Source organism: Shimazuella soli (genome assembly GCF_022511585.1).
GTDB classification, from domain to species: domain Bacteria; phylum Bacillota; class Bacilli; order Thermoactinomycetales; family Thermoactinomycetaceae; genus Shimazuella; species Shimazuella soli.
Genome location: NZ_JAKWBN010000005.1, coordinates 55,526 through 79,314, shown reverse-complemented (window position 1 = coordinate 79,314; position 23,789 = coordinate 55,526). Strand labels below are relative to the sequence as shown.

29 protein-coding genes are annotated in these 23,789 nt (G+C 37.0%); 14 read left to right on the top strand and 15 right to left on the bottom strand.

Annotated features, from left to right (window positions below):
* Positions 1-7 precede the first annotated feature (7 nt).
* Positions 8-247 (bottom strand): aspartyl-phosphate phosphatase Spo0E family protein, encoded by a 240-nt coding sequence (locus MK805_RS12350; protein ID WP_240876203.1) that lies wholly within the window; start codon positions 245-247, stop codon positions 8-10.
* A gap of 324 nt (positions 248-571) precedes the next feature.
* Between MK805_RS12350 and MK805_RS12345 the strand changes: the two genes are divergently transcribed.
* From MK805_RS12345 to MK805_RS12330, 4 genes are all read left to right on the top strand, one after another.
* On the top strand, positions 572-1,297 hold the full coding sequence (locus tag MK805_RS12345; protein WP_240876202.1) for a futalosine hydrolase: 726 nt from the start codon (positions 572-574) through the stop codon (positions 1,295-1,297).
* Positions 1,297-2,130, top strand: a complete 834-nt coding sequence (locus MK805_RS12340) for a 1,4-dihydroxy-6-naphtoate synthase (RefSeq protein WP_240876201.1) — start codon at positions 1,297-1,299, stop codon at positions 2,128-2,130. The genes MK805_RS12345 and MK805_RS12340 overlap by 1 nt, the downstream gene beginning before the upstream one ends.
* Before the next feature lie 29 nt (positions 2,131-2,159).
* Complete coding sequence (gene mqnE, locus MK805_RS12335) at positions 2,160-3,236, top strand: aminofutalosine synthase MqnE (protein ID WP_240876200.1); 1,077 nt, start codon at positions 2,160-2,162, stop codon at positions 3,234-3,236.
* Between the two features lie 179 nt (positions 3,237-3,415).
* The gene (locus tag MK805_RS12330) at positions 3,416-4,399 is read left to right on the top strand and encodes a ketoacyl-ACP synthase III (protein WP_240876199.1); all 984 of its coding nucleotides are present in this window, start codon (positions 3,416-3,418) and stop codon (positions 4,397-4,399) included.
* 45 nt (positions 4,400-4,444) lie between these two features.
* Here the strand turns inward: MK805_RS12330 and MK805_RS12325 are convergent, their stop codons facing one another.
* The 4 genes from MK805_RS12325 to MK805_RS12310 are packed head-to-tail and all read right to left on the bottom strand — an operon-like array spanning position 4,445 to position 7,064.
* Entirely contained in the window at positions 4,445-4,684 is a 240-nt protein-coding gene (locus MK805_RS12325) for a YuzB family protein (RefSeq protein WP_240876198.1), read from the bottom strand.
* The gene (locus tag MK805_RS12320) at positions 4,668-4,997 is read right to left on the bottom strand and encodes a DUF1462 family protein (protein WP_240876197.1); all 330 of its coding nucleotides are present in this window, start codon (positions 4,995-4,997) and stop codon (positions 4,668-4,670) included. The genes MK805_RS12325 and MK805_RS12320 overlap by 17 nt, the downstream gene beginning before the upstream one ends.
* A 13-nt stretch (positions 4,998-5,010) precedes the next feature.
* Positions 5,011-6,141, bottom strand: a complete 1,131-nt coding sequence (locus MK805_RS12315; RefSeq protein WP_275092334.1) for a bifunctional cystathionine gamma-lyase/homocysteine desulfhydrase — start codon at positions 6,139-6,141, stop codon at positions 5,011-5,013.
* Positions 6,142-6,143: 2 nt separating this feature from the next.
* The gene (locus tag MK805_RS12310) at positions 6,144-7,064 is read right to left on the bottom strand and encodes a PLP-dependent cysteine synthase family protein (RefSeq protein ID WP_240876195.1); all 921 of its coding nucleotides are present in this window, start codon (positions 7,062-7,064) and stop codon (positions 6,144-6,146) included.
* 145 nt (positions 7,065-7,209) lie between these two features.
* Between MK805_RS12310 and MK805_RS12305 the strand changes: the two genes are divergently transcribed.
* Positions 7,210-7,431, top strand: a complete 222-nt coding sequence (locus MK805_RS12305) for a NifU family protein (protein WP_240876194.1) — start codon at positions 7,210-7,212, stop codon at positions 7,429-7,431.
* A gap of 20 nt (positions 7,432-7,451) precedes the next feature.
* Here MK805_RS12305 and MK805_RS12300 read toward each other — a convergent pair whose 3' ends face one another.
* The 3 genes from MK805_RS12300 to MK805_RS12290 all read right to left on the bottom strand — a co-directional run bounded on the left by MK805_RS12300 (position 7,452) and on the right by MK805_RS12290 (position 11,438).
* The gene (locus MK805_RS12300; RefSeq protein WP_240876193.1) at positions 7,452-9,113 is read right to left on the bottom strand and encodes a peptide ABC transporter substrate-binding protein; all 1,662 of its coding nucleotides are present in this window, start codon (positions 9,111-9,113) and stop codon (positions 7,452-7,454) included.
* Between the two features lie 107 nt (positions 9,114-9,220).
* The gene (locus MK805_RS12295) at positions 9,221-9,541 is read right to left on the bottom strand and encodes a PqqD family protein (RefSeq protein ID WP_240876192.1); all 321 of its coding nucleotides are present in this window, start codon (positions 9,539-9,541) and stop codon (positions 9,221-9,223) included.
* 13 nt (positions 9,542-9,554) lie between these two features.
* Positions 9,555-11,438 (bottom strand): OPT family oligopeptide transporter, encoded by a 1,884-nt coding sequence (locus tag MK805_RS12290; protein ID WP_240876191.1) that lies wholly within the window; start codon positions 11,436-11,438, stop codon positions 9,555-9,557.
* Between the two features lie 132 nt (positions 11,439-11,570).
* Here MK805_RS12290 and MK805_RS12285 point away from each other — a divergent pair, with 132 nt between their 5' ends.
* Positions 11,571-12,068 carry a phosphatidylglycerophosphatase A family protein gene (locus MK805_RS12285; RefSeq protein ID WP_240876190.1) on the top strand — a complete coding sequence of 166 codons (498 nt, stop codon included), beginning with the start codon at positions 11,571-11,573 and terminating at the stop codon, positions 12,066-12,068.
* A 30-nt stretch (positions 12,069-12,098) separates the two neighbouring features.
* Here MK805_RS12285 and MK805_RS12280 read toward each other — a convergent pair whose 3' ends face one another.
* Together MK805_RS12280 and MK805_RS12275 are read right to left on the bottom strand one after the other, a co-directional pair.
* Positions 12,099-13,055, bottom strand: a complete 957-nt coding sequence (locus tag MK805_RS12280; protein ID WP_240876189.1) for an MBL fold metallo-hydrolase — start codon at positions 13,053-13,055, stop codon at positions 12,099-12,101.
* A complete protein-coding gene (locus tag MK805_RS12275) occupies positions 13,048-13,479 on the bottom strand; it encodes a DUF86 domain-containing protein (protein WP_240876188.1) in 432 nt (143 codons plus the stop codon). The genes MK805_RS12280 and MK805_RS12275 overlap by 8 nt, the downstream gene beginning before the upstream one ends.
* Positions 13,480-13,515: 36 nt before the next feature.
* Here MK805_RS12275 and MK805_RS12270 point away from each other — a divergent pair, with 36 nt between their 5' ends.
* The 6 genes from MK805_RS12270 to MK805_RS12245 all read left to right on the top strand — a co-directional run bounded on the left by MK805_RS12270 (position 13,516) and on the right by MK805_RS12245 (position 16,458).
* Positions 13,516-14,403 carry a DUF4349 domain-containing protein gene (locus MK805_RS12270; RefSeq protein WP_240876187.1) on the top strand — a complete coding sequence of 296 codons (888 nt, stop codon included), beginning with the start codon at positions 13,516-13,518 and terminating at the stop codon, positions 14,401-14,403.
* 65 nt (positions 14,404-14,468) lie between these two features.
* Positions 14,469-14,696: a hypothetical protein gene (locus MK805_RS12265; protein WP_240876186.1), complete on the top strand. Its 228-nt coding sequence runs from the start codon at positions 14,469-14,471 to the stop codon at positions 14,694-14,696.
* Positions 14,697-14,707: 11 nt separating this feature from the next.
* Positions 14,708-15,034: a spore coat protein gene (locus MK805_RS12260; RefSeq protein ID WP_240876185.1), complete on the top strand. Its 327-nt coding sequence runs from the start codon at positions 14,708-14,710 to the stop codon at positions 15,032-15,034.
* Positions 15,035-15,261: 227 nt separating this feature from the next.
* A complete protein-coding gene (locus MK805_RS12255; RefSeq protein ID WP_240876184.1) occupies positions 15,262-15,867 on the top strand; it encodes a MerR family transcriptional regulator in 606 nt (201 codons plus the stop codon).
* Positions 15,868-15,909: 42 nt separating this feature from the next.
* Positions 15,910-16,176 carry a DUF3055 domain-containing protein gene (locus MK805_RS12250; protein WP_240876183.1) on the top strand — a complete coding sequence of 89 codons (267 nt, stop codon included), beginning with the start codon at positions 15,910-15,912 and terminating at the stop codon, positions 16,174-16,176.
* 30 nt (positions 16,177-16,206) lie between these two features.
* Positions 16,207-16,458, top strand: a complete 252-nt coding sequence (locus MK805_RS12245; protein WP_240876182.1) for a hypothetical protein — start codon at positions 16,207-16,209, stop codon at positions 16,456-16,458.
* A 7-nt stretch (positions 16,459-16,465) separates the two neighbouring features.
* Here the strand turns inward: MK805_RS12245 and MK805_RS12240 are convergent, their stop codons facing one another.
* The 4 genes from MK805_RS12240 to MK805_RS12225 all read right to left on the bottom strand — a co-directional run bounded on the left by MK805_RS12240 (position 16,466) and on the right by MK805_RS12225 (position 19,781).
* Complete coding sequence (locus tag MK805_RS12240) at positions 16,466-16,750, bottom strand: YutD family protein (RefSeq protein ID WP_240876181.1); 285 nt, start codon at positions 16,748-16,750, stop codon at positions 16,466-16,468.
* Positions 16,751-16,875: 125 nt separating this feature from the next.
* A complete protein-coding gene (gene lipA / locus MK805_RS12235; protein ID WP_240876180.1) occupies positions 16,876-17,748 on the bottom strand; it encodes a lipoyl synthase in 873 nt (290 codons plus the stop codon).
* 57 nt (positions 17,749-17,805) lie between these two features.
* Positions 17,806-18,810: a FecCD family ABC transporter permease gene (locus tag MK805_RS12230; RefSeq protein ID WP_240876179.1), complete on the bottom strand. Its 1,005-nt coding sequence runs from the start codon at positions 18,808-18,810 to the stop codon at positions 17,806-17,808.
* Positions 18,807-19,781, bottom strand: coding sequence for a FecCD family ABC transporter permease (locus tag MK805_RS12225; RefSeq protein ID WP_240876178.1), 975 nt, complete (start codon positions 19,779-19,781; stop codon positions 18,807-18,809). The genes MK805_RS12230 and MK805_RS12225 overlap by 4 nt, the downstream gene beginning before the upstream one ends.
* A gap of 233 nt (positions 19,782-20,014) precedes the next feature.
* Between MK805_RS12225 and MK805_RS12220 the strand changes: the two genes are divergently transcribed.
* Together MK805_RS12220 and MK805_RS12215 are read left to right on the top strand one after the other, a co-directional pair.
* A complete protein-coding gene (locus tag MK805_RS12220; RefSeq protein ID WP_420833075.1) occupies positions 20,015-20,965 on the top strand; it encodes an ABC transporter substrate-binding protein in 951 nt (316 codons plus the stop codon).
* Between the two features lie 166 nt (positions 20,966-21,131).
* Complete coding sequence (locus MK805_RS12215; RefSeq protein ID WP_240876176.1) at positions 21,132-22,100, top strand: M23 family metallopeptidase; 969 nt, start codon at positions 21,132-21,134, stop codon at positions 22,098-22,100.
* Between the two features lie 98 nt (positions 22,101-22,198).
* On the opposite strand, the gene MK805_RS12210 is transcribed toward MK805_RS12215, so the two are convergent.
* A complete protein-coding gene (locus MK805_RS12210) occupies positions 22,199-23,617 on the bottom strand; it encodes a branched-chain amino acid transporter BcaP (protein WP_240876175.1) in 1,419 nt (472 codons plus the stop codon).
* Positions 23,618-23,789: the final 172 nt, after the last annotated feature.

Below are 23,789 nucleotides of genomic sequence, written 5' to 3'. Positions count from 1 at the left end.
CTTTCACTTAAACCACTGTACGGTATTTTTCATCTAAGGACTCTTTGATCTGATGTTTTGGGTGAGTACGAATGTAATTTCGTTCCTGTTTGGTTTGTTGCCAATTTCTTTGCCATTCGTTATGAAGATTGTCTAGCTCTACACTCAATTCGTACACTGCAGGATGACCAATCCCTAAAAGCAATGCAGATTCAACCATTTTTAAACGCAATTTTTCAATGCGCTCTTCTAAATCCCACGCTCCCATCTTTAAGCCCTCCTTCATTCTTTATCTGCTACCAATTTTTAGTATACATGTTAACACGATTTTTGTAAGCTATTTTTTTACATTTTTTTCAGTTTTGTTTTTTTTTGTATTTTGATCACGACAAAAACATTGACAAATATCTACATTTACGAGGGTTTTGTCCTGTCCATTTTTTAGGGATAGGTGATAACCATAACTTTGTGATAAAATGAACTTGTTTAAAAGAAGTTCAAAACAAGTTTTTTCTTTTTTAGGTCAAGATTGCTTATTATTATTTAGATACTAGAAAATTGTCCATCCTGAAGAAATGCAAAGGAGAGAGAAATGATCCAAGAAACACTTGGAGACTCACCACCAGATTCCAAAAATACGAACATAAAAATCATCATAGTAACTTCCGTCCTAGCTGAGAAAATGGCTTTACTAGACGGGTTAGGTCAACCTACATCAGTCGACGTCGAAGTTGTAGGTGTTGGTTCTATCTCTGCTGCTATTGAAACGACGAAACTACTTTCTAAGCAAAAATATGATCTTGTTATATGTGCTGGCATAGCAGGTGGATTTGAAAACCACACTTCTATTGGAGACTTGGTGATTTCTGACCAAGTTATTGCTGCTGATTTAGGAGCTCAGTCGCCTGAGAAGTTTCTGTCACTGGAGGAGTTGGAGCTTGGTAAAACAAGGTTTTCTACGACTTCTGATTTTGTTCAATCTCTTAAAATTATCTTTCAATCGAAAATAAATCAAACGATTACAGGTACTATTTTAACTTTATCAACAGTAACTGGAACAAAAACTACTGCACAGCATTTAACTGATCGCTATCCAATGGCAGTTGCAGAAGCAATGGAAGGTTTTGGTGTAGCATCTGTTGCTGACTCTTTTTCTGTTCCATTTGTCGAAATACGAGCTATATCTAATCTTGTTGGACCTAGAGATAAGTCGAAATGGCGTTTTAAAGAAGCATTTTCTCAACTAAAAAAAGTAGGAATGGTTCTAAAGGAAATTTCAAAGGAAACAAACCATTTACAGAAAGAAGCAGATAAATAATGGATATTGCTTTTTCTCCATGTCCCAATGATACTTTTATCTTTCATGCATGGGTAAACGGACTAATACCAGATGCTCCTAAACTAAAGGTAACTTATGCCGATATTGATATAACCAATACGTTAGCTGAAAAAGCAGATGGACCAGATATTTTAAAAATATCTTACGCTTCACTTCCATGGGTGCATGAAAGCTACGGGCTATTACCATGTGGTGGTGCACTTGGGCGAGGGTGCGGCCCGCTTATACTTACAAAGCAAGGGCAAGAGAATGTTTCACTTGCTGGAAAAAGCATTGCTGTTCCCAGTGAACGCTCCACTGCTTTTTTGTTATTTCGTTTGTGGATTGCAAAACATGTACCAGAAGGAATAAAAGAAATCCATGTTTTACCTTTCCATGAAATTATGCCAGCTATTGCCGATGGGAAAATGGATGCAGGATTGGTTATTCATGAAGCGAGGTTTACTTATCCATCATATGGATTACGATGTGTTGTAGACCTTGGAGATTGGTGGGAAAAAGATACGTCTCTTCCTATCCCTTTAGGTGCGATTATTGCCAAAAAAACGCTCGATTTGACTAAAATTGCACAGTGGATCAGAGCTTCCCTTGCTCATGCTCAAAAACATCCTAGATCTTCTCAGAAATACGTTATGGATCATGCCCAAGAATTAGATTGGAATGTAGCTCAGGAGCATATCGATTTATACGTCAATTCATTCTCTCATGATTTAGGAAAAGAAGGTTATCAAGCTATACATGCTTTACTTACAAGAGCAATGAAGGAAGGTTTTATTCCAACCGTTGATTATAAATCCCTTTTGATAAAGTAACCGGATAATAGCACTAGAGAGGAGAATACATGATGCTTCAAGAAATTATAGAAAAAGTGAGAGCTGGAGAACGATTATCATTAGAGGACGGATTAACACTCTATCAATCCCCAGATCTTCTGCAAATCGCCCAACTTGCAAACGAGGTTAATTTGAAAAGGAATGGAAATAAAGTTTACTTTATTGAAAACTTATACATCAATCCAACCAACGTCTGTGAAGCAAAATGTGCGTTTTGTGGATTCAGACGTGATCCGGATGAGGATGGAGCTTATACCATGTCAATGGATGAGCTACTTCATTACGTTGAGACACGTATTACAGAAGGTACCCGTGAATTTCATATCGTCGGAGGACACAACCATACTGTTCCATTTGACTACTATCTGAATACCATTTCTACTTTAAAGAAACATTATCCCAATATCACCATAAAGGCTTACACTGGTGCTGAGATTCAATTTTTTGCTCAAATTTCCGGTCGCACGCCAGAAACCATCCTCAAAGAGTTAATAGATGTAGGTCTAGATACTCTTCCAGGTGGTGGAGCAGAAATATTAACAGAACGCTATCGGGCTAAAATGAGTCCTGATAAAGCAAGCACAGATGGATGGTTAGAAGCACACCGCATCGCGCACTCCCTTGGATTAAAAACACATGCTACCATGCTTTATGGATCGATTGAATCGCTAGAAGAACGCCTTATCCACATGATACGTGTTCGTGAACTTCAAGACGAAACGAAGGGATTTATGGTATTCATCCCGCTGGCAATGCAGCCAAGGAAAACTTCTGCATCGCTAAAAAGACGTACTTCTGCCATGGACGATATGCGAACCATTGCTATCAGTCGTCTGATGCTAGATAATTTCCCACATATCAAAGCCTATTGGATCAATATTGGACCTCAGTTAACCCAGCTAGCCACTCAATTTGGAGCTTCCGATATCCATGGAACATTGGTTGAAGAACGGATTAGCCATGCAGTAGGAGCATTGACTCAATCAGGTATTACACGTGATGAACTGAAATGGTTGATTCAAGGTGCAAACCGGGTTCCTGTTGAACGAGACACCTTTTATAACGAAATAAAAGTATACGCTTAATCTGCTTTTCCACCAAAGCTATGATGAAAAACCCACTTATTTAGTGGGTTTATTTCGTTTAAACTCGTTTTTATACTTCACAAAAAGAAAGTTGCGGAATGCTTATAGAAAATGATAAAGTAATTTAGTACCTAGTACTAATATCAGGTCGTAAAATAGAGTCGAAATGAGGACATAAGATGACGAAATCAAAAGCTCGAATCACAGCTATTGGCTCCTATGTTCCTGAGCAAATTTTAACCAATCAGGATTTAGAAAAAATGGTAGAAACAAGTGATGAATGGATTATCCAGCGTACAGGAATCAAAGAACGGAGAATTGCAGGAGAAAAGGAATATTCCTCTATATTAGCTTTTAGAGCTATTGAAAATCTTATACAGAGATATAAAAAGAGTTTGGATGATGTTGATTGTATCATTGTCGCAACTGCAACCCCAGATCACATTTTTCCTAGTGTAGCATGTCAAATTCAGAACTATTTCCACATTCCTTTTACTGGGGCATTTGATCTAAATGCAACATGTGCAGGATTTACTTATGCCCTGCACATGGCTAACAGTCTCATTACAGCTGAAACGCACAAAAAAATTTTAGTAGTGGCAACAGAAACATTTTCAAAAGTGACAGATTATACAGATAGGACAACCTGTATATTATTTGGTGATGGTGCTGGTGCAATGTTGATTGAATACGATCGAGAAAACCCTAGTTTTCTCGATCAACATATGGGGACAGATGGACAAGGAGGAGTTCATGTTTATCGAACAAATTTTTCTGACTCTTTCGGTACTACTCCACTAAATTGTTCAGGGAAAATAGTTCAGAATGGAAGAGAAGTATACAAATGGGCTGTGCGTACTGTTCCACAAGGGATTACAAGACTACTTGATAAAACAGGGTACGCAAAAGAAGATATCAACTGGTTTGTTCCTCACAGTGCCAATTTAAGGATGATTGAAGCCATCTGCGAAAAATCAGGCATTTCCATAAATCGAACGTTAACAAGTATAACACAATATGGAAATACATCTGCCGCATCTATTCCATTAGCTTTAGATTTAGGTATCAAAGAGGGTAAAGTTCAAACTGAAGATACACTAATGCTCTATGGTTTTGGTGGTGGATTGACACACTTAGGAATGATGATTCAATGGAAAATATAATGACGATATAAAAATAGCCTTGATTATTAAAATCAAGGCTTACAATCAATAACGAAATTCCATTTCTTCACATGCTTGTAGTATTTTTTTATATAGTTCTTCAGCTGTATCTGCCGTAATTACTTCTCCATTTACTAAAGCATACGGGAATTTAGCACAAAGACCGCAATTACCTAAACAACCGTATTCCAAGACATCAAAATCCAAATTGCTTTCTAATTTCGCTTTTATTTCGAGTACATCTGGAGTTAAGTTATTCACGCAAAACTCAATTAGTGGCCTCATGATCAATCACTTTTCCTAACCCTAATTTTTCCAATCTATCACAGATTGTTTTTAACTTAGGATTGCCTTCTGCAATTACCTCATTTTGTATTACAACAACAGGATACCACAAATCTTCTTCTAATACTCTTTTTGCAAATTGGACTTGTTCTTCTCCATTTGGAGAATAGATATCGACATAATGAACAGTAACTTGGTTACCATATTTACGCTCTAATGCATGTGTAAGCCAAGATGCTGTTTCTTTGGTAGATGGAAAAGATACACAGCTAGGGCAGACTTGATCTGCCCCATAGACATATAAATCTATCATGAGAATACCTTCTTTATGCAAAGATAGCCTGATTTAAATCATTGATCAAGTCTTCCACGTCTTCAATCCCAACAGAAATACGAATCAAACCATCTGTAATGCCTAATTTTGCTCTTGTTTCAGCTGGAATCGAGGCATGCGTCATTTTTGCTGGAATAGAGATCAAACTCTCCACCGCACCTAAACTTTCTGCTAGAGTAAAATACTTCACTTTTGTTAGGGCTGTAGCTGCTTTTTCGCCATCCCCTACATCAAATGATATCATTCCTCCAAAACCTCGTGCTTGTTTTTTTGCAATTTCATGATTGGGATGTGTTGGCAAACCTGGATAATATACTTTTTCCACTTTGGTGGATAACCAGTCTGCGATTTTATTTGCTCCAAATTCATGCTGCTTCATTCGTAAACCTAATGTTTTCATCCCTCTCATCAAAAGCCAAGAATCTTGTGGACCAAGTACTCCACCGATAGCATTTTGATAAAAGTGAAGCTTCTCTCCTAGTTCTGCTTCTTTAGTGACAACCAAACCTGCCACGACATCACTATGTCCACCTAAATATTTGGTAGCACTATGTACTACAATATCTGCCCCTAGATCAAGTGGATTTTGCCAATATGGCGTATAAAACGTATTATCGACAATAAAGATAGCTTTTTTCGACTTCGCCAATGCACTCAATGCCGAAATATCGGATACTTTTAAGAGCGGATTAGTCGGAGTTTCGACAAAAAGAGCTTTCGTATTAGGCTTAAAGGCATGTTCCACAGCAGATAGGTCGCTAGTGTTCACGTAAGAAACCTCTAATCCAAAACGTCGAAATACTTTATCCATAATGCGAAACGTACCACCATACACATCATCACTGCAAATAATATGATCTCCTTGCTCAAATAGAGATAGTACTGTTCCAGTAGCAGACATACCCGATGAAAAAGCGAGCCCTCTTGCCCCATTCTCCAGAGCAGCAATATAATCCTCTAAAGCTTGACGGGTCGGGTTTCCAGTACGAGAATACTCATATCCACGGTGTTTTCCCACTTCATCTTGTTTGTAAGTTGAAACTTGATAAATAGGAATACTTACTGCACCTGTTTGTTCATCTATTAAATGACTTCCATGAATCAGTTTTGTGTCCATTTTCATATTCATTCTCCTCCTTGGAAAATTTTCTTACTGAGATAGCGATCACTACTATCTGCAAATAGTACCACAATATTTGCATTTGGCAATGCATTTATTTCTTCTTGTACTGCTGCAAAACATGCTGCACCAGCAGAACTCCCCACCAACAATCCTTCTTGTTCTGCTAATTTATTCACCATAGCAAAAGAATCTACATCATCAACGGTATAAACTTTATCAATTAACTCATGTACAAAAAATGGCGGAAAAAACTCCATGCCAATTCCTTCTGTCTTGTGAGGACCAGATTCTCCACCACTGATGATAGATCCTTGTGGTTCCACAATTACATTTCGAATGCTAGGATTTTTCTCTTTCAAATAGCGTGCGACACCCATAAATGTACCTGATGATCCAGCACCTGCAACAAACACATCCACTTTTCCTCCAGTCTGCTCCCAAATTTCTGGACCAGTCGTTTCATAGTGTGCGATAGGATTTGCTGGATTATCAAACTGTTGAGGGATGTAGGAATTAGGGATTTCTTCCAAGAGTTTTTTTGCTTTAGCAATTGCCCCTTTTATTCCTTCTTCAGTAGGAGTATTCACAACTGTCGCTCCTAATGCGCGCATGATTTCTTGTTTCTCCATTGAAAATTTGGAAGGCACAACACAAATCACACGATAATCTGTTCCAACAGCAGCTAAAGCCAAACCAATCCCTGTGTTCCCTGCAGTCGGCTCAATAATAGTTCCACCTGCTTTTAACTTACCAGTTGATTCTCCTGCCTTAATAAGTGAGACTCCAAGTCGATCTTTTACACTGCCACCAGGATTAAAAAATTCCAATTTAGCGAGTATATTTGCCTGCTTGGAGAAAGATTTTAATCGCATTATTGGAGTGTTCCCAATCAACTCATGGATTCCCTCATATATTTTACTCATACCATTTCCTACTCCCTTAGCAATATCCTTAAAAACGTATTCTCATTTTAACAGGAACTTGAATAAATTTGCTACATTGCTTTCTTTTCCAAGAAGGCATACAATAGCAATGATGCATTTCAACAACCGAAAGGAGATTTTGAAAATGGAAGAACGAGTTCAAGAAATTTTAGATAAATTGCGTCCTTATATCCAACGTGATGGCGGAGACGTCGAATTAGTAGAAGTCGAAGAAGGTATTGTTCGAGTTCGTTTGCTCGGGGCTTGTGGAAGCTGCCCTAGTTCTACCATCACTTTAAAAGCAGGAATAGAACGTGCGTTGATGGAAGAAATTCCAGAAGTTCGCGAAGTAGAACAAGTATTATAATATACGTAGAAAGAGGCGACCTATTTGGTCGCCTCTACTTGTTTAGGAGGTTGATAAGTGGCCCACTTTAAAGAATAATCTGCACCAAAAGGATGATACAGCACATTTTTCACATAAGGTTTCTGCAACCTCAAATCATTAACATATATTAATGGCATAACAACAGCTTTATCGACAATCAGATACCTTTCAGCTTCCTGAAGAAGCTGAGTCCTTTTAGTTGGATTAGATTCAAGCGAAGCTTGATTTAGTAGTGAATCATAGTGTGGATCAGCAAATCTAGAAATATTAGTATCAGAATTACTTTTCCATAATGACAAAAACTCATCTGGATCATTATATTTTAATGACCACTCCGAAATAGACAGATCAAAATCTCCTTCAGATTCTTTTTTGTATTTTTCACTTGGATCGAGTCTCTCTATAGTTACATTTATACCTATAGTACCTAGTTGTTTTTTTATTTCTTTTGCTAATAGAATAGATCGATTATCATTATATGTTAACAACTTTAAATCAGGTAATTTAGACACTCCAAGCTCTTGGTATCCTTTAGATAATGAATCTTTCACAGCTTTTTGAGAATAAGTGATTTGAACTTTAGAATTTATAACTTTATTGTTGTTTGTTTTAAGTACTGGTGGAATTACTCCTTTAGCAGCCACAGAACCATCAGAAAGGAATTTTTGAATTTCTTTATTATTAATTTGTAAAGTTATTGCTTTCCTAATTGATTCGTTTTTTAGTGTCATTTTAGCTTCATTCATTTCAAGAAAATCAGAAACACCTCTAGAAACATTAATAACACTTCGATAATCTTTAGAATTCCTTAAGTTTATTCCATTTGATTTAATATTACTTGTTAATTCAGACTTATAATCTTCTATTTGCTTATTCTGGTCCACTTCAACATTAATATCTACTGCTGTGAGCTTAACCTTTGCTTGATCCCAGTATGATTTATTCTTTATCAATTCTGCTTTTTGTGGTGTGAATGATTGCAATACAAAAGGACCTGTAAAGCTCATCGTTTCAGGTGATGTTGCATAGCTCTCCCCATATTTTTCGACCAAATCACTTCTAATCGGAAGAAAAGGGGTAAGTGTTACAAGACTTAAAAAATTAGGATCTGGTTTGTCTAATTGAACAGTCAAGTGACTTTCATCTGTAACAGAAACACCAACCTGATCAGCCCCTACTTTTCCTAAAGAATATGCTTGTGCGTTATGAATGGGATAAAATAAGAATGCATATTCATATTCATTTGCTGGGTTTAATGCTCTTTCCCATGCATATTTAAAATCATTTGCAGTTACAGGCTTTCCATCACTCCATCGTGCATTTTTTCGAATTGTAAAAGTATAAGTTCGATAATCCGGACTCACTTGATAGGATTCAGCTAAACCTGGTACGGGAACATCATTTGAACCAAGTCTCATCAAACCTTCTTGTACTTGATTCAAAATATTATATGTAATTTGCTGATTTGCTTTGGAGCTGTCCAAGATCGGTATGGGAGTTGATTCTGTTATTGTTAAAACAGATGGGACTTTTATGTAGTGTTTTTTGCAACATACTTGTTCTGCTTCGTTTTCCTGAAAAAAATGATTATAAATATATCCAATTGCAACTCCTATAACAACTACTAAAAATAGGAGGATCCACCTTTTCTTGATATACAAACTTTTGCCTCCTTTGTGAATTTTTTGTTTCTAATATATTCATTATAGCGAAACGGTTTGATAAAGGAAACTTGTGACCAATCCGTTTTGATTGTAAAAAGGGAACCTTAAGGTTCCCTCCATTCAATCCAATCATTTGCTTCTAAGATGGATAAAAAAGCAATTAGCCGTTCTCTTATTGGAGCAGCCTTACAGCCAAAATGTTCTGTTATTCTGTCCTCGATTACATGAACAGGATAAGAGCCATCACACAATTGAATAACGAAACTACCTAGTTCATCCAGTTTCACTTCATGATGAGCAGGCTGCCCTAAATACTTAATGGATAGACGTTCTAAGAGGTTAGTTCTCGGAATTTGAACATATAAAATCCCAGATTCCTCTGTCGAAAATCTAAAACTAATCTTTTCTTTTTTCTTTGGGATCATCAACAGTACATTTTTAGAGCTCATCTTTTCTTCTCTTTTTTATCGTAATGACAAATAGCAGTACTGCCAGCACTACAAACAATAAAAATGGGATTAAGTTGCTTTCTGTAAATACAGGTGCATCAGGATTAATAACCCCTGGTACAATCAGCATAGCAATAATAACACTGATAAGAGCTTCTCCTGCGATAAGACCAGAAGCAAAAAGAGTACCAACACGATCTCGTTTTGCTTTTACTTCATCATTTACAAAAAGCTCTGTCGCCCATCGTACAATTCCACCGATCATAATCGGAGTACTGACGGACAATGGCAAATAAAAACCTACTGCAACTGTTAATGAGTTCAGACCTAAAAATTCGAGGCTTATGGCCAACGCTATCCCAATAAAAATAATTTCCCATGGTAAATCACCAGACATAAGTCCTTGTGCTATGATTTTCATTAATGCAGCCTTTGGTGCAGGTAATGCATCGGAACCCAATCCATATGTTTTATCAAACAAGAAAAGTATACTACCAATAAACAAGCCGCTTGATAATACGCCGATCATCATTGCAATTTGCTGTTTCCATGGCGTTCCACCTACTAAATATCCTGTTTTTAAATCCTGTGAAATATCTCCTGCAACCCCCAAAGAAACACATATAATAGCTACGACAATTAAAGATGCGATCATACCAGTTTGACCTGATAAACCAGACGCTTTAAATAAAATCGTTACAATCAATAAGGTTGCAATGGTCATTCCAGATACGGGCATAGTAGTACTTCCGACAATCCCAACTATTCGAGAAGCTACAGTGACAAAGAGAAATCCAAATATTGCGATAGATATTGCTCCAATTATACCCACATTTGTCACAGGGGCAAAAGCAATAATCAAAACCAAAAGTATAATCCCGATAATCAAAACACTGGGAGGAATATCTCGATCGGTTCTCTCCCAAGAGCCCGAATTTTTTGTTTCTTTATCTCTTAATCCAACAAATGTGTCACGTAAAGAACTTATTAATAGCGGAAGTGTTTTGAGCAGTGTAATAAAACCTCCTGTAGCTACAGCACCAGCACCAATATAACGAATATAGTTAGTATAAATATCATGAGAACTTAAACTTCCAATTGGACTCATTGCAGGAAAGATAGAAGTTGGATTACTTGATCCAAAAAATCCAATTATCGGGACAAAAACGATAGATGACAGCAATCCACCTGCGATCATCTGACCTGCTATCCGAGGTCCAATAATATAGCCAACTCCCAGTAAAGCAGGCATTGTATCCATACTAAGTGATGCATATTTAAACTTCCCAAGCCCTGTCTCTACTGTTGTTTTAAACAGATGAAAACCATCACCTAAAATTTTAAAAAGACCTCCAACTAAAAATCCAAATCCAATCAATTTGGCTTGGTTTCCGCCTTGTTCCCCTGATTTTAATACTTCTGCACATGCAGTTCCCTCTGGGTATGGTAATACTTCATGCTCTTTTACAATCAACAACCGTCGGAGTGGAACCATCATCAAAACTCCTAGAAAACCTCCTACCAAAACGATAAAAATGATTGTTCCTTGCGTAGGTGCTGCGTGGATAAAGAAAAGCGCTGGAATTGTAAAGATAGCACCTGCAGCTAGTGCCTCTCCTGCAGTAGTCATCGTTTGAACAATATTATTTTCTAAAATCGACTGTCTTCGAAATAAGCCGCGTAAAACCGCCATTGATATTACTGCTGCTGGAATAGAAGCACTAACTGTCAGACCAGTTTTTAATCCCAAATACGCATTCGCAGCTCCAAACACAACAGCTAAAACAAAGCCTAATAACACAGCCGTTACCGTCAATTCTGGTAACGATTTACTAGCAGGAATATACGGTACAAACTTGTTCTTTTTGCTCATTTATACACCTCTTTCTCTATATCTACCTTCATGTTAATATAAACAGCCTCTCAAAACCATCTTTTCCCATGTTTTTATTGGATATCCTTCCACATGAAGGTAAAAGCTAATAAAAAACGGAAGGAGCATATTATGTCTCCATTAGAACAAACTGTGTATCTATGGTTGGAAGAACGGGGTGTGCAAATAGAAGATATTGCAGAACTCACATTTTTTTTACAAGCAGATTTTTTTTCTGATGTCACTATGGAAGAATGTATAGAAAATGTTCAGACGGTACTCACCAAACGAGAAGTACAAAATGCACTCTTGACAGGAATTCAATTGGATTTACTTGCTGAAAAAGAAATATTACGGGAACCTTTGCAACAGATGATCTACTCTGATGAAAGTTTGTACGGAATTGATGAAGTCATGTCACTCGCCATACTAAATGTATATGGAAGTATAGGATTCACCAATTACGGGTACATCGATCGATTAAAACCAGGCATTTTATGCCGGCTAAATAGCAAAAGTGATGGGAAAATACATACATATCTTGATGATTTGGTTGCTGCAGTAGCTGCAGCCGCAGCAGCTAGGCTAGCCCATACTCGAGCACATTCAAGTACTATTATCATCGAATAAAACATCCGTTAACGAATTAACGGATGTTTTTTAAACAAAATATTGATATCCATGCTCGTGAAATTGCCGCTTTATTTCCCCTCTTAACCGCAAATACTCCAAATGGGCCAAAGTTTCCGAAAATGCAAACCGCAGATTATGTATATCTAATTTTCGATTACTAAACAGTTGCTCACAAATCTGAAACCCTGTCTGTGCTGAATTACCTTGCACCATAGCTTTTATTTTTTCCAAACGCCTACCATGATGATCTTTTATCTCTTTTATGCGTTGTTCTACAGAATAAAATACATCGCCATGAGCAGGATAGACCATTTCAATATCCAATGACTTTATTTTATCCAATGTTGAAAGAAAGGTTGCTAAAGGATTTGGATCGCTATATGGCATCAAAGGAATATTGGGGGTGACGGATGGTAGAACTACATCTCCCCCAAAAAAGGTTCCACTGGAATGAAGGAAACTAAGGTGACCTGGAGAATGCCCTGGTGTATGTATAACTTGATAAGATTCTCCTCCTATCGCTAGCCTTTCATCCTCGTCCAACCACTTTAAAACTGACGGATGTGGTTCGATAACGGCTCGAAACCCTTCCATATGTTCAGTTATCTCATGCAAACGATCACTTGGAAAACCATAAGAAGCAAAAAAAGTTGCGACTTCAGAAGGATTTCCTGAAGTAGGATTCCAAAAAGCTTGAATTTGATCATATTCTCGCTTCGATATATATACACTCGCCCCTGACCACTCCTGCAATTTTCCTGCAAATCCATAATGGTCAGGATGATAATGCGTTACGATAATCTTTTCCACTTGCTTCCATTGCCAACCTTTTTCGTGAAAAAATCGTTGCCACGTATCACTTGTTTGTTTGGTATGCAGTCCTGTATCGATAATCGTTAATTTATCTCCAACTTCCACTACATATGCTGTAATTTGTTTTAAAGAAAAAGGTAAAGGTAAAGATACTGCAAATATGTTATACATATACGTTACCACTTGCTTTTTCTTTCCTGATGAATGCTTCCACATGATCGATAAACTCTTGAAATGCTGCCATTTCTTTTAGAGAATCTTCTAATTTGGAAACCTCTATTTGGTCGTAATATCTTACCAATTGTTCTCTTAATTTCACAAAATTTTTGAGCTTATTTGCTAGAATAGTAGGAATCACCTGTTCATCTTCTAAAATATCTATAATATCTGAATATCCACCTGGATCACGCATAATGAATCCATCAATAATTGTATTTCCAATATCAATAACACACTCTACCCCAATATGATAAGAACGCATCACTGCAAATCGTTCAACATTCGTTGTAGGTATTCCTACTTCCTTTAACACTTCTAAACAAGTTGATAAATAATTCGCTTGGCTGTCGATTCGATCCAAATTAAGTTCGTACACGAAAATACCTCCAATTTTTGAAAGGGGTTTGTCCTTTTGAATAAGAAAAAATATTGGCTGTTGCTTTCCTTTATTGTTATTTTTGTAATGATTGGTTGCTATTTACTTGGAGCTTACATCAATCAAACTGACAATAACAGTTACTCTTCTGAAACACAATCTTATAACACATCTCTGTATAACTCGCAGGCTTCAAAAGATTATTCGGGGAAACCAAGTGAACAAATAACGCAGACTGACCATATGGCTGGTGAGAGACAACAAATGGTCTATCATGCTGATATTTATTTAGAAGTAAACAAACTACACTCAGCAAAAAATGAATTGGATAAAATTGTTAAACAAACCAATGCCATCATAGTTAGCAGTTCCGATACAGAAAAATTCGATGAAAGAAATCTGAATATCAACTATAATGTTCCACAAAATAAGTTTCAGCTGTTTCTTGACCACATTAAAAAGATATCAAATACTCCACCAGATATACAAATTCAAAGTGACGATGTGAGTGAAGAATTGGTGGATCTCACAGCTCGTATCAAAGCCAAAAAAGCGATGGAAGCCCGTCTGCTGGCAATGATGAGTAAAGCAACTACTACCAGTGATCTACTAGATATCGAGAATACTCTTGGTACCACCCAAGAACAATTGGAACAATTGACAGGCAGACAGCAATACTTAAAACATCGAGTCGCATTTTCCACCATCACGGTTGAACTCCGTTCATCTACATATCAACCCTTACAAACCAAATACTCTTTATTAAATGAAATCTCACAAGGATTTATCCATTCTTGTAACAACTTATGGATTGGACTTCAATTATTTATCATTTGGTTAGCAACAGCTTCACCTTACTTCATTTTGATTATTATCATTGCTATTCCGTTAGGACTATTAATCAAGAAACATAAAAAAGAGTAATGTATGCATAACCGAACTCTTCTTGGTTACAGTATGATTGTATACCTTGAAGGGAGCTAAGCCAGATGCAAATCTCATCCAAAGATCTTCAATACCTCAGTGACGAAATGTCTTGGGAGTTAATTGCCTTTAAGAAATGTCATCATTTTGCTGGAGAAGTACAGGATCAACAAATCAAAGCTGCAATTGATAAAATAGGAGCAATACATCAACAGCACTATCAAGCATTACTTCAATGTCTCCAATCATCTACTGGTCAAACTCCATCACAAACAAATTCTTATCTTCAGTAAGGAGGATAGTTATGCAAAATCAACAGGCAGGTCAACAACAAGTAACAGGTACATCCCCATTACAAGGTCCTCAAATGAGTGATCGCGATTTCATCAATGATATTTTAGCTACAGAAAAATATTTGACTAACAGTTATAATACAGCAGTAAATGAAGCTAGTATAGAAGAGCTTTATCAACTTCAGATGAAACATTTAAACGATACCCATCAAGCTGCCAGAGACTTATACAATTTGATGCAACAAAAAGGTTGGTATAATATCGAACCTGCTGAAAGTCAAAAAATTAGTCAAAAAACTGCACAGTTCGCGGAATACCGCAGTCAATTTCCATATTGATCAAAAGAAGCGATTATCTCAAAATAATCGCTTTCTCTTTTTGTAAAAAATGATTTTCCTTACTTTCATCCATGCTTAACTACTCTATCTGTTAGTATGTTCGCAAGTTTTCTTTTGATTTTTATGACTTCCTTTGTCAACTCATGACTTCCTTTGTCACTGAGCAGGAGAGATAGAACCGATGGTAGAAAAAGGTATTAACATCTTTTTCTGGGAGGTAATCTATCATGGCTCAACAAGAATTATTCTCTATTACGACTCGGGAAGCTTCTGAACAATTAAAAGTACATGCTAGAAGTATCCGTAAGTGGATCGATATGTATGGAGAATACATTGGATATGACGTGACGGAAAAAGGACATTACCTTCTTTCGAAGGAAAGTATAGAACGGCTAAAAGAAATACAAATACAACTACAAAGTCCTGGTATGTCTATGCGAAAATTACGTGAGGAAATGCTAGAAGAAGGGAAATTATCTCAACCAAGTGAAACATACTATTCCCAACAAACATTTGACGAAATGATTCATTCTATGCATCAAATGGGGCACATGATGGAAGAATTGTTTTCACGAATGGAAAGAATGGAAGAACACTTATATGGTATTTATGATTCTTTTGAAGACCTGGAACAAAAAATGGGAGTTGTAGCTCAAGATGCAGTCTCATCTAGTGAAGTTCATAAAATGTTTGATGAAATTCGCAAAAAACAAGATCAATTAAAAATCGAATTACGCAATGTTCATTTTACACAACGACTCACTTCTGCAACTTCTGAACAAGGGATGCTTCCGCGTCGTCAGAAAAAAAATCGCTTCTTGTTCTTTTTTTAGTATACTAAAAGCCAGAGATACATCTTAGATAGGAGCCAAAAAATGGAAGAATTTGATTTCTTATATGATGACTTAGAAGAAACAAAAACACGTTTTGTCAGTTTTGTAGGAAAAGAGAACCGTTATGACCTTGTTATCATGATGTCAGGTCGTTTTTATGGTAAACATTTGATCATGCATCTTCAATCCAATAACTTTGCAATCATTGGTCGAGATGATTTAGAAGAAGAAGGATATTTAGAAGAAGCATATTCTCTCTCTGAAGCTGAGGCAGCAGAACTTCATTCTTTTTTACATACCATTGTGTAGTTTGGGTACCTTATAATAGAGGTGACCTATGTGAATAAAGATAAAAAAGAATATAAGGAACTAGATTCGGTAATCGCCTACCATTCAGAATTGGCTTTTGAAGAGTTCCCAGAAGGACCTTATGGTGCAGCTCATAATGAAGAAAAATTGGGTAAAAACTCACCTTGGCTTCCTGGACAACATGCATCAGCGCAATTCACATATGAAAATCGCCAATTTCATGAAGGAATAGAACGACAAATGCCAGGTAGTCATCCTACCCATGACGAAGAAGAAAGCTAGCCCAAGGTTAGCTTTTTTGTATTTTCTTTAAAATAAAATAAGCACAACCAAAATTACAATATTCGGAAAGATATTCTTCCAGAAAACTAAATTTTGTCTCTCTCTCTGCTAGTTCATTTGTATCTTCGTAAAAACCTTTCAAACGAAGTTGGCCATAACCCCAATCACCAACAATATAATCATATTTTTCCAATAAATCTACATATCGTTTGCGGAATGCATTCTGTTTCCAACCTTTTCGATAGCTTTTTATCAGTTTATATTGATTTTCTTCCACTTGAAAAATATCCATTTACATTCTCCTTTCAAATGGAAATGGAACTAGCTTCCTATTAGAAGCTAGTTCTGCTTCGTTTTTAATTTCATACGTACAGAGATTCATTAAGATCTTTTTCATTATAATTTATTTTCAATCGTCTAACTAGTAGCTCTTGCTTCTGCAGATTTTACTTGTTCGTGGGCATGATAAGAACTACGCACAAGTGGGCCAGATTCTACATGTGAGAATCCAAGATCTAACCCCATTTCTTTCCATGTGGCGAATTCCTCTGGGGTATAATATTTTTCTATTTTCATATGTTTTTTTGTTGGTTGGAGATACTGACCAATTGTTACAATATTTACGTCATGAGCATGTAAATCTTGCATGGCTTCGATTACTTCTTCAAACGTTTCCCCAACTCCCACCATAATACTGGATTTGGTTGGAATTTGTGGTTGCATTTCTTTCGCTCTTTTTAGCAATTCCAATGAACGTGGATATTTCGCTTTAGAACGAACACGGTCAGACCGTCTTCTCACTGTTTCAATATTGTGGTTGAGAATATCTGGTTTTGCATCCATTACTACTTTTAACGCATCCCAATTCCCTTGAAAATCAGGTATCAGTACTTCTACCGTTGTCAAAGGATTGCGCTGACGAATTGCACGAATCGTCGCAGCAAATATTGCCGCTCCTCCATCTTTCAGGTCATCACGTGCAACAGATGTCACAACTGCGTGACGTACGCCCATCTGTTCTACAGCTTCTGCTACTCTTTCGGGCTCCTGCCAATCTAATTCTGTCGGCATTCCTGTTTTCACTGCACAGAAACGACAAGCTCTAGTACAAATGTCACCTAAAATCATAAAAGTTGCCGTTCTATTCGCCCAGCATTCATATATATTTGGGCAGCGAGCTTCTTCACATACCGTGTGTAAAGTTTTGCTGCGCATCATTTTTTTTAATTCTTGAAAGTTCTCACCTGTACTTAATTTTACTTTTAACCATTCTGGTTTACGCTCTGTCATATGATCACTCCCCACCTTTAAGCACTATCCTATCTTACCACATTGTTTCCGATAAAATTAGGAAGATACCTTCCCCTTACTGCGATAAATCAAATAGAGAAAATAAGGTACACCAATTAGAGCTGTGAAAACACCAGCAGGTATCTCTTTTGGAGCTAATAATGTATGTCCAATCAAGTCTGCACCCACTACCATTATTGCCCCAATTAAGGCCGCTACGGGCAAAATGAACCGGTAATCATTTCCTACCAACCTTCTAGCCAAGTGCGGACCGATCAATCCGATAAAAGTAATTCCTCCCACAAATGCAACCGCTGCACCAGTAAGACTCGTACAGAGAATCAAAAGAAAAAACCTTTCCGTTTTTATCTTCATGCCAAGCCCAATCGCCGTATTTTCACCTAATTCGTGTATTGTTAAACTGCGGCTGAATAAATAAGCAATTGGAAGCAACACAGCAAGCCAAGGTAATAATACCATAACTTCTTTCCATGTTGTTCCATATATGCTGCCCGTTAACCAAGTTTTCGCCTGCATAGCACGAAATAAAGGTCCAATTAAAACAATCAGATTAACAAGTGCATTCATTAAAATATAAAATCCTATCCCAACAAGCACAAGCCGAAGAGAAGAAACACCTTTCTTCCAAGCAAATAGATAGATAAGAAGTGCGACTAGTGTAGCACCTAAAAAAGCAAATAGAGGTAGAAAATTTAAACTGATCGATAACGCATCATTTTGCGTACTAAATATCATGATGATGGAGACAGCTGCAACGGAAGCTCCTCCGCTTATTCCCATCATTTCTGGAGTTGCCATTGGATTTCGAGTGATCGCTTGTAAGATACAGCCTGCCACAGCAAAAGCCATTCCTGCTAAAGTTGCTAGCACAATACGAGGTAAACGAAGTTGAAAAATAATTAGCGAATCGAATGGATTCCCTAAACCTAAAAATGATTTTACCACATGTAGAGGAGAAATATATGCTTCGCCGACACCAACACTAATGACAACCAGACAAAAAAGAATGAGGCATAATATTATCCAAACGTATTTCTTCATATGCTCTGCCCCCATCTTCTAACAAGATACAAAAAGACAGGCGCTCCAAGAACAGCTGTCATAACTCCTACTGGAATGACTTGTCCCATCATGATAACTCGTCCCAACATATCTGCGCCTAACAACAAAATAGCCCCCAATAAACCAGCAAATGGAAGAATTACCCGATGATCTTGTCCTACCCAAATTTTTGCTAGATGGGGAACCAACAGACCGATAAATAAGATAGGTCCTGATATTGCCACAGAACTCCCCGCAAGCAGTACTACTGCTACACCAGCAAGAAACTTATAGATAGAGACCGATAATCCTAAGCTTTTTGAAACTTCTTCTCCTAAAGCCATCAAGTTAAGAGACCATGATAGGAAAAATGCCAGAAAAATTCCAACTAAAAGATATGGAAGGACAGGTGTTATATCTCCTAATTCTCGACCTTCTACTGATCCCGTTAACCAATACAACATCTGTTCCAAGCTTCTATCGTTCATGACCAAAAACCCATGGGTTAATGAAGAAAAAAGAGCAGCAATACTCGTTCCTGCTAATGTGAGCTGCAAAGGAGAATGCGCTCGTCCTATTGCAAAAACAATAAAAAAGGTCAACCCTGACCCTATAAAACTAACCCAAATTAACTGGCTCAGTGACCATCCCGTAAATAACGTAACACTGAGCACCATGAAAAAACTAGCACCGCCGTTAATACCAAGCGTTGTCTCAGATGCGAGGGGATTGCGAAAAATTACTTGAGTTATACATCCTGCAATCGCTAAGCTGGCTCCCACTAAGATTGCAATGATAGTGCGAGGTAAACGATCTGTAAGAATAATTAACTCATTTACTGTAGCATGATAGTTGGTAAATGTATCTACAATCGTCTGAATGGGGATATCCCTTGTACCAACCATTAAACTAAATGCCATCAAACCAATTAATAAAATGAAACCACCGACAAAACTTCCTAATTTCCCCATCTATCTCAACCTTTGTTGTGTTCTTTTCTTATCCAGTTTAAAAAAAGGAAAAGATATGGTCAATGATTTTCATTCTCAATAACACTTCAAAAATTATTAAGTACGTATTCTTATGTTTCTTTATTGAATATTTTCGTTTTATTATAAGATAAAATTATGTCACAAATATGTTGACGTTCGAATCAATATTGGATACATTTGTTATGAGAATGATTATCACTATTGAGAAGGGAATCACCTACCACATGCGTAAATGGTTATCTAGCTTAGTTGTCTTGGCTTTACTGCTATTTGCACTAACAGGTTGTACACCTGAAAAATCAGAAAATGCAGGCAATACGATTTCGATCAAGCATGCAATGGGAACAACAAAAGTTCCAACAAATCCAAAACGCATTGTTGTTTTGACAAGCGAAGGAACAGAAGCACTACTAGCCTTGGGAATTAAACCAGTAGGTGCTGTTCAACCATATAATGGGAATCCTTGGTATGACTATACGAAAAACAAGCTTCAAGGCGTAAAGCTCTTAGGAATTGAAAGTGCACCTAATTTAGAGGCAATCGCTAGCTTAAAACCTGATTTGATAATCGGAAATAAAATGCGTCAAGAAAAAGTTTATACTCAACTTTCTGCAATTGCCCCGACTGTTTTTTCAGAGGAACTGCGAGGGGATTGGAAAATAAACTTCCAACTATATGCGAAAGCTGTAAACAGAGAGGCAGAAGGGAAAAAAGTGCTGGCTGCCTACGAGCAACATATTGGGCAAACGAAAAAAGCACTAGGGGATCTTGTTCATAAAAAAGTTTCGGTTGTACGTTTTATGCCGGGTCAGACTCGAATTTACCAACTTAACAGTTTTACAGGTGCGATTTTTAAAGAACTCGGTTTTCAAAGACCTGCCAATCAAAATAAGAATGACTTAGCTATGCAAGTTACTCGTGAACAAATTCCTGAAATGGATGCTGATATCTTATTCTACTTCACCTTTGATAAAGGAAAAAATAATGGCGGTACTAAATTAGAACAAGAGTTTACCAATGATCCTCTTTGGAAGTCTTTACATGCGGTTCAACAAAAACATGCATTTAAAGTAGATGATATTGTTTGGAATACTGCAGGGGGTATTTTAGCTGCAAATAAGATGTTGGATCAATTAGTAGAATATACAAAACAAATGAAATAAACATTGAAAAACCATTGATACAATAAGATCAATGGTTTTTTTGTTATTTAGATTCTAATTTTAGTAACACCCCTGCACAAAGGCTTACTTTTTACCACTTTCCCTTTTTTGCTCATGTATACTTACAATTCTTCTTTTGCAAACTAATAGCGAAAGGAGTTGTCCTATGCGCTACTTGTTCATATTCATTGTTTTATTTATTCATGCTCTTGCCAATCCTGTGTTTGCAGAAGAAAAAAAAGACGATTTGCAACAACTTTATGAGTCGATGGAATCCCTGACAGGAGTACCATGGGAGTATTTGGCAGCTATAGACCAATATGAATCTAATATCCATAAAGATAAATTAAAAAACAGGGTCACACACATACAAATACCGAGTTATTTATGGGCAGGTGTCAGTAATCCATCTCCTGATGACTCTTCTCTTATGACCATCCATTACTTTGGCGGCATGGGATTAGATGGTGATGGTGATGGACGTGCAAACGCCTCTAGTGATCGTGATGTGCTCTATACCCTTTCACGCTATCTTTCTTCATATGGACCAACTATCTCCCATATTCGTGAACAGATTTGGAATTACTACAAGCAGCCGATGGCAGTTGATGTCATTACCCATCTAGCAAAAATTTATGAAAAATATCAAACAACACAACTAGAAGGAAATGCGTTTCCCATTCCTCGAGGATATATCTACACCTATCGCAATACATGGGGGGATCGTCGTGGTTGGGGGGGACTTCGCATTCATGAAGGAACAGACATTTTTGCCCATTACGGTACTCCTGTACGCAGCACATGCTATGGGTACATTGAATTAAAAGGGTGGAACCGCTATGGAGGATGGCGTTTAGGTATTCGTGATGTTAATAATCGATACCATTATTTTGGCCATCTCAATGGATTTGAAAAAGATATAAAAAAAGGAGTGATTGTTCATCCTGGTCAAGTCATCGGCTATGTAGGATCTTCCGGTTATGGTCCTCCCGGAACATCAGGAAAGTTTCCTCCACACTTACACTATGGCATTTATAAATTCAATGGAAAAAAGACATACTCATATGATCCTTATCCCCTTTTAAAAGAATGGGAACAGAAAGATAAAAAAAGAAAGTTACACAGCAAAGGATAATCACCTTACCGCTTATTAATTCAATTATAAAAAATTAACCCAGTTGCTTCTTATGCAACTGGGTTAACATATATATGGAATTACTGTCCCGAAGATCTTTATAAGCTTCCGTTGTTGTTTTCTTTACTCAATAACGAATGGCTTTTTGAATAAGAAAAATAGACTATAACACCTAACAAAATCCAAATCCCAAAGAAAATCCAAGTCATACTACCCAATAACAACATCAAATATCCGCAACTTAAAATTGCTAAAATCGGAACCAGTGGTACAAATGGTGTTTTAAATTTTCTAGGTAAATCTGGCTCTGTTTTTCGAAGCACTAAAACTGCAATGGAAACCGTTACGAAAGCAGCTAAAGTACCTATATTTACTAATGTTGCAATCTTTGATAAAGGAACTAGTCCCCCTACTAAACCTGCAATAATTCCACAAACCCATATTACCCTTGTAGGAACTTGCCTTTTTTCATTCATTTTGGCTAATGATTTTGGAAACAAACCATCTCTTGAAATAGATAAAATAATTCGAGTTAGACCATAAAGCATTACTAAAATAACGGTCATCATACCAAGTACTGTACCGATTGTAACCAAAATAATCAGCCAATTTTGCCCTATTGCTTCCAATGCAAATGCCACGGGGCGATCCTCATGTCCTGCAAAACTCGCAGCTGGAACCAACCCAGTAATGATCAAAGTAATAAGAATATATAATCCAGTACAAATTAATAGAGAATAGATAATTCCTCTTGGTAGATCTTTAGCAGGATCTTTGGTTTCTTCTGCCGCTGTACTGACTGCATCAAATCCAAGAAATGCAAAGAATACAAGCGCAGCTGCACTAAAGACTTTGGACCAACCATGTGGAATAAAAGGTTTCCAGTTAGCTGGATCCATATGAAATATTCCTACCCCGATAATGAGTACTATAACAAGAACTTTAATAGTCACCATCACATTGTTTAAACGCTTTGATTCTTTTACTCCCAAAGATAGCATCAAAGTTATTACCATAACGATAAAGAATGCAGGAAAATTAAAAATAGTCGTCTGTCCTGGTACTGATCCAGGAGCACCGGTCAAAATAGTAGGAATATGAATGCCAATACTCTGTAAAAACGCTTGTGCATATCCTGACCATCCTGCAGATACGGCGCTTACAGCGAGCAAATACTCAGAAATTAAATCCCAACCAATAAGAAACGCAAAAAATTCACCAATGGTTGCATAAGCATAAGTATAGGCAGATCCAGAGACTGGTACAGTAGATGCAAACTCTGCATAAGTTAAAGCTGCAAATAGACAAGCCAACCCTGCAATAATAAATGAAATAATTACGCCAGGACCTGCCATGATAGCACCTGTTCCAGACAAAACGAAAATCCCTGTTCCTACCACTGCCCCCACACCTAGTAAAGTCAAATCCCATGTCCCTAGATCTCTTTTCAATCCAGAGTGGGATTGTTTCGCTATTAATGCATGTACATCTTTCTTTTGAAATAAACTCATCATCATCCCCCAGTCTTATTGACAGAATAGTATTACGATTCCTTTTTAAAGGTATTGTTATTATAACGAAATCAGATAGGTAATTGGAAGTGTTCTACTAAATAAACTAAAATAATGAAATTTAACTCAATTCAAAATAAAATTATATCAAAAATAAAAAAGCTACCCAAATCTAAGG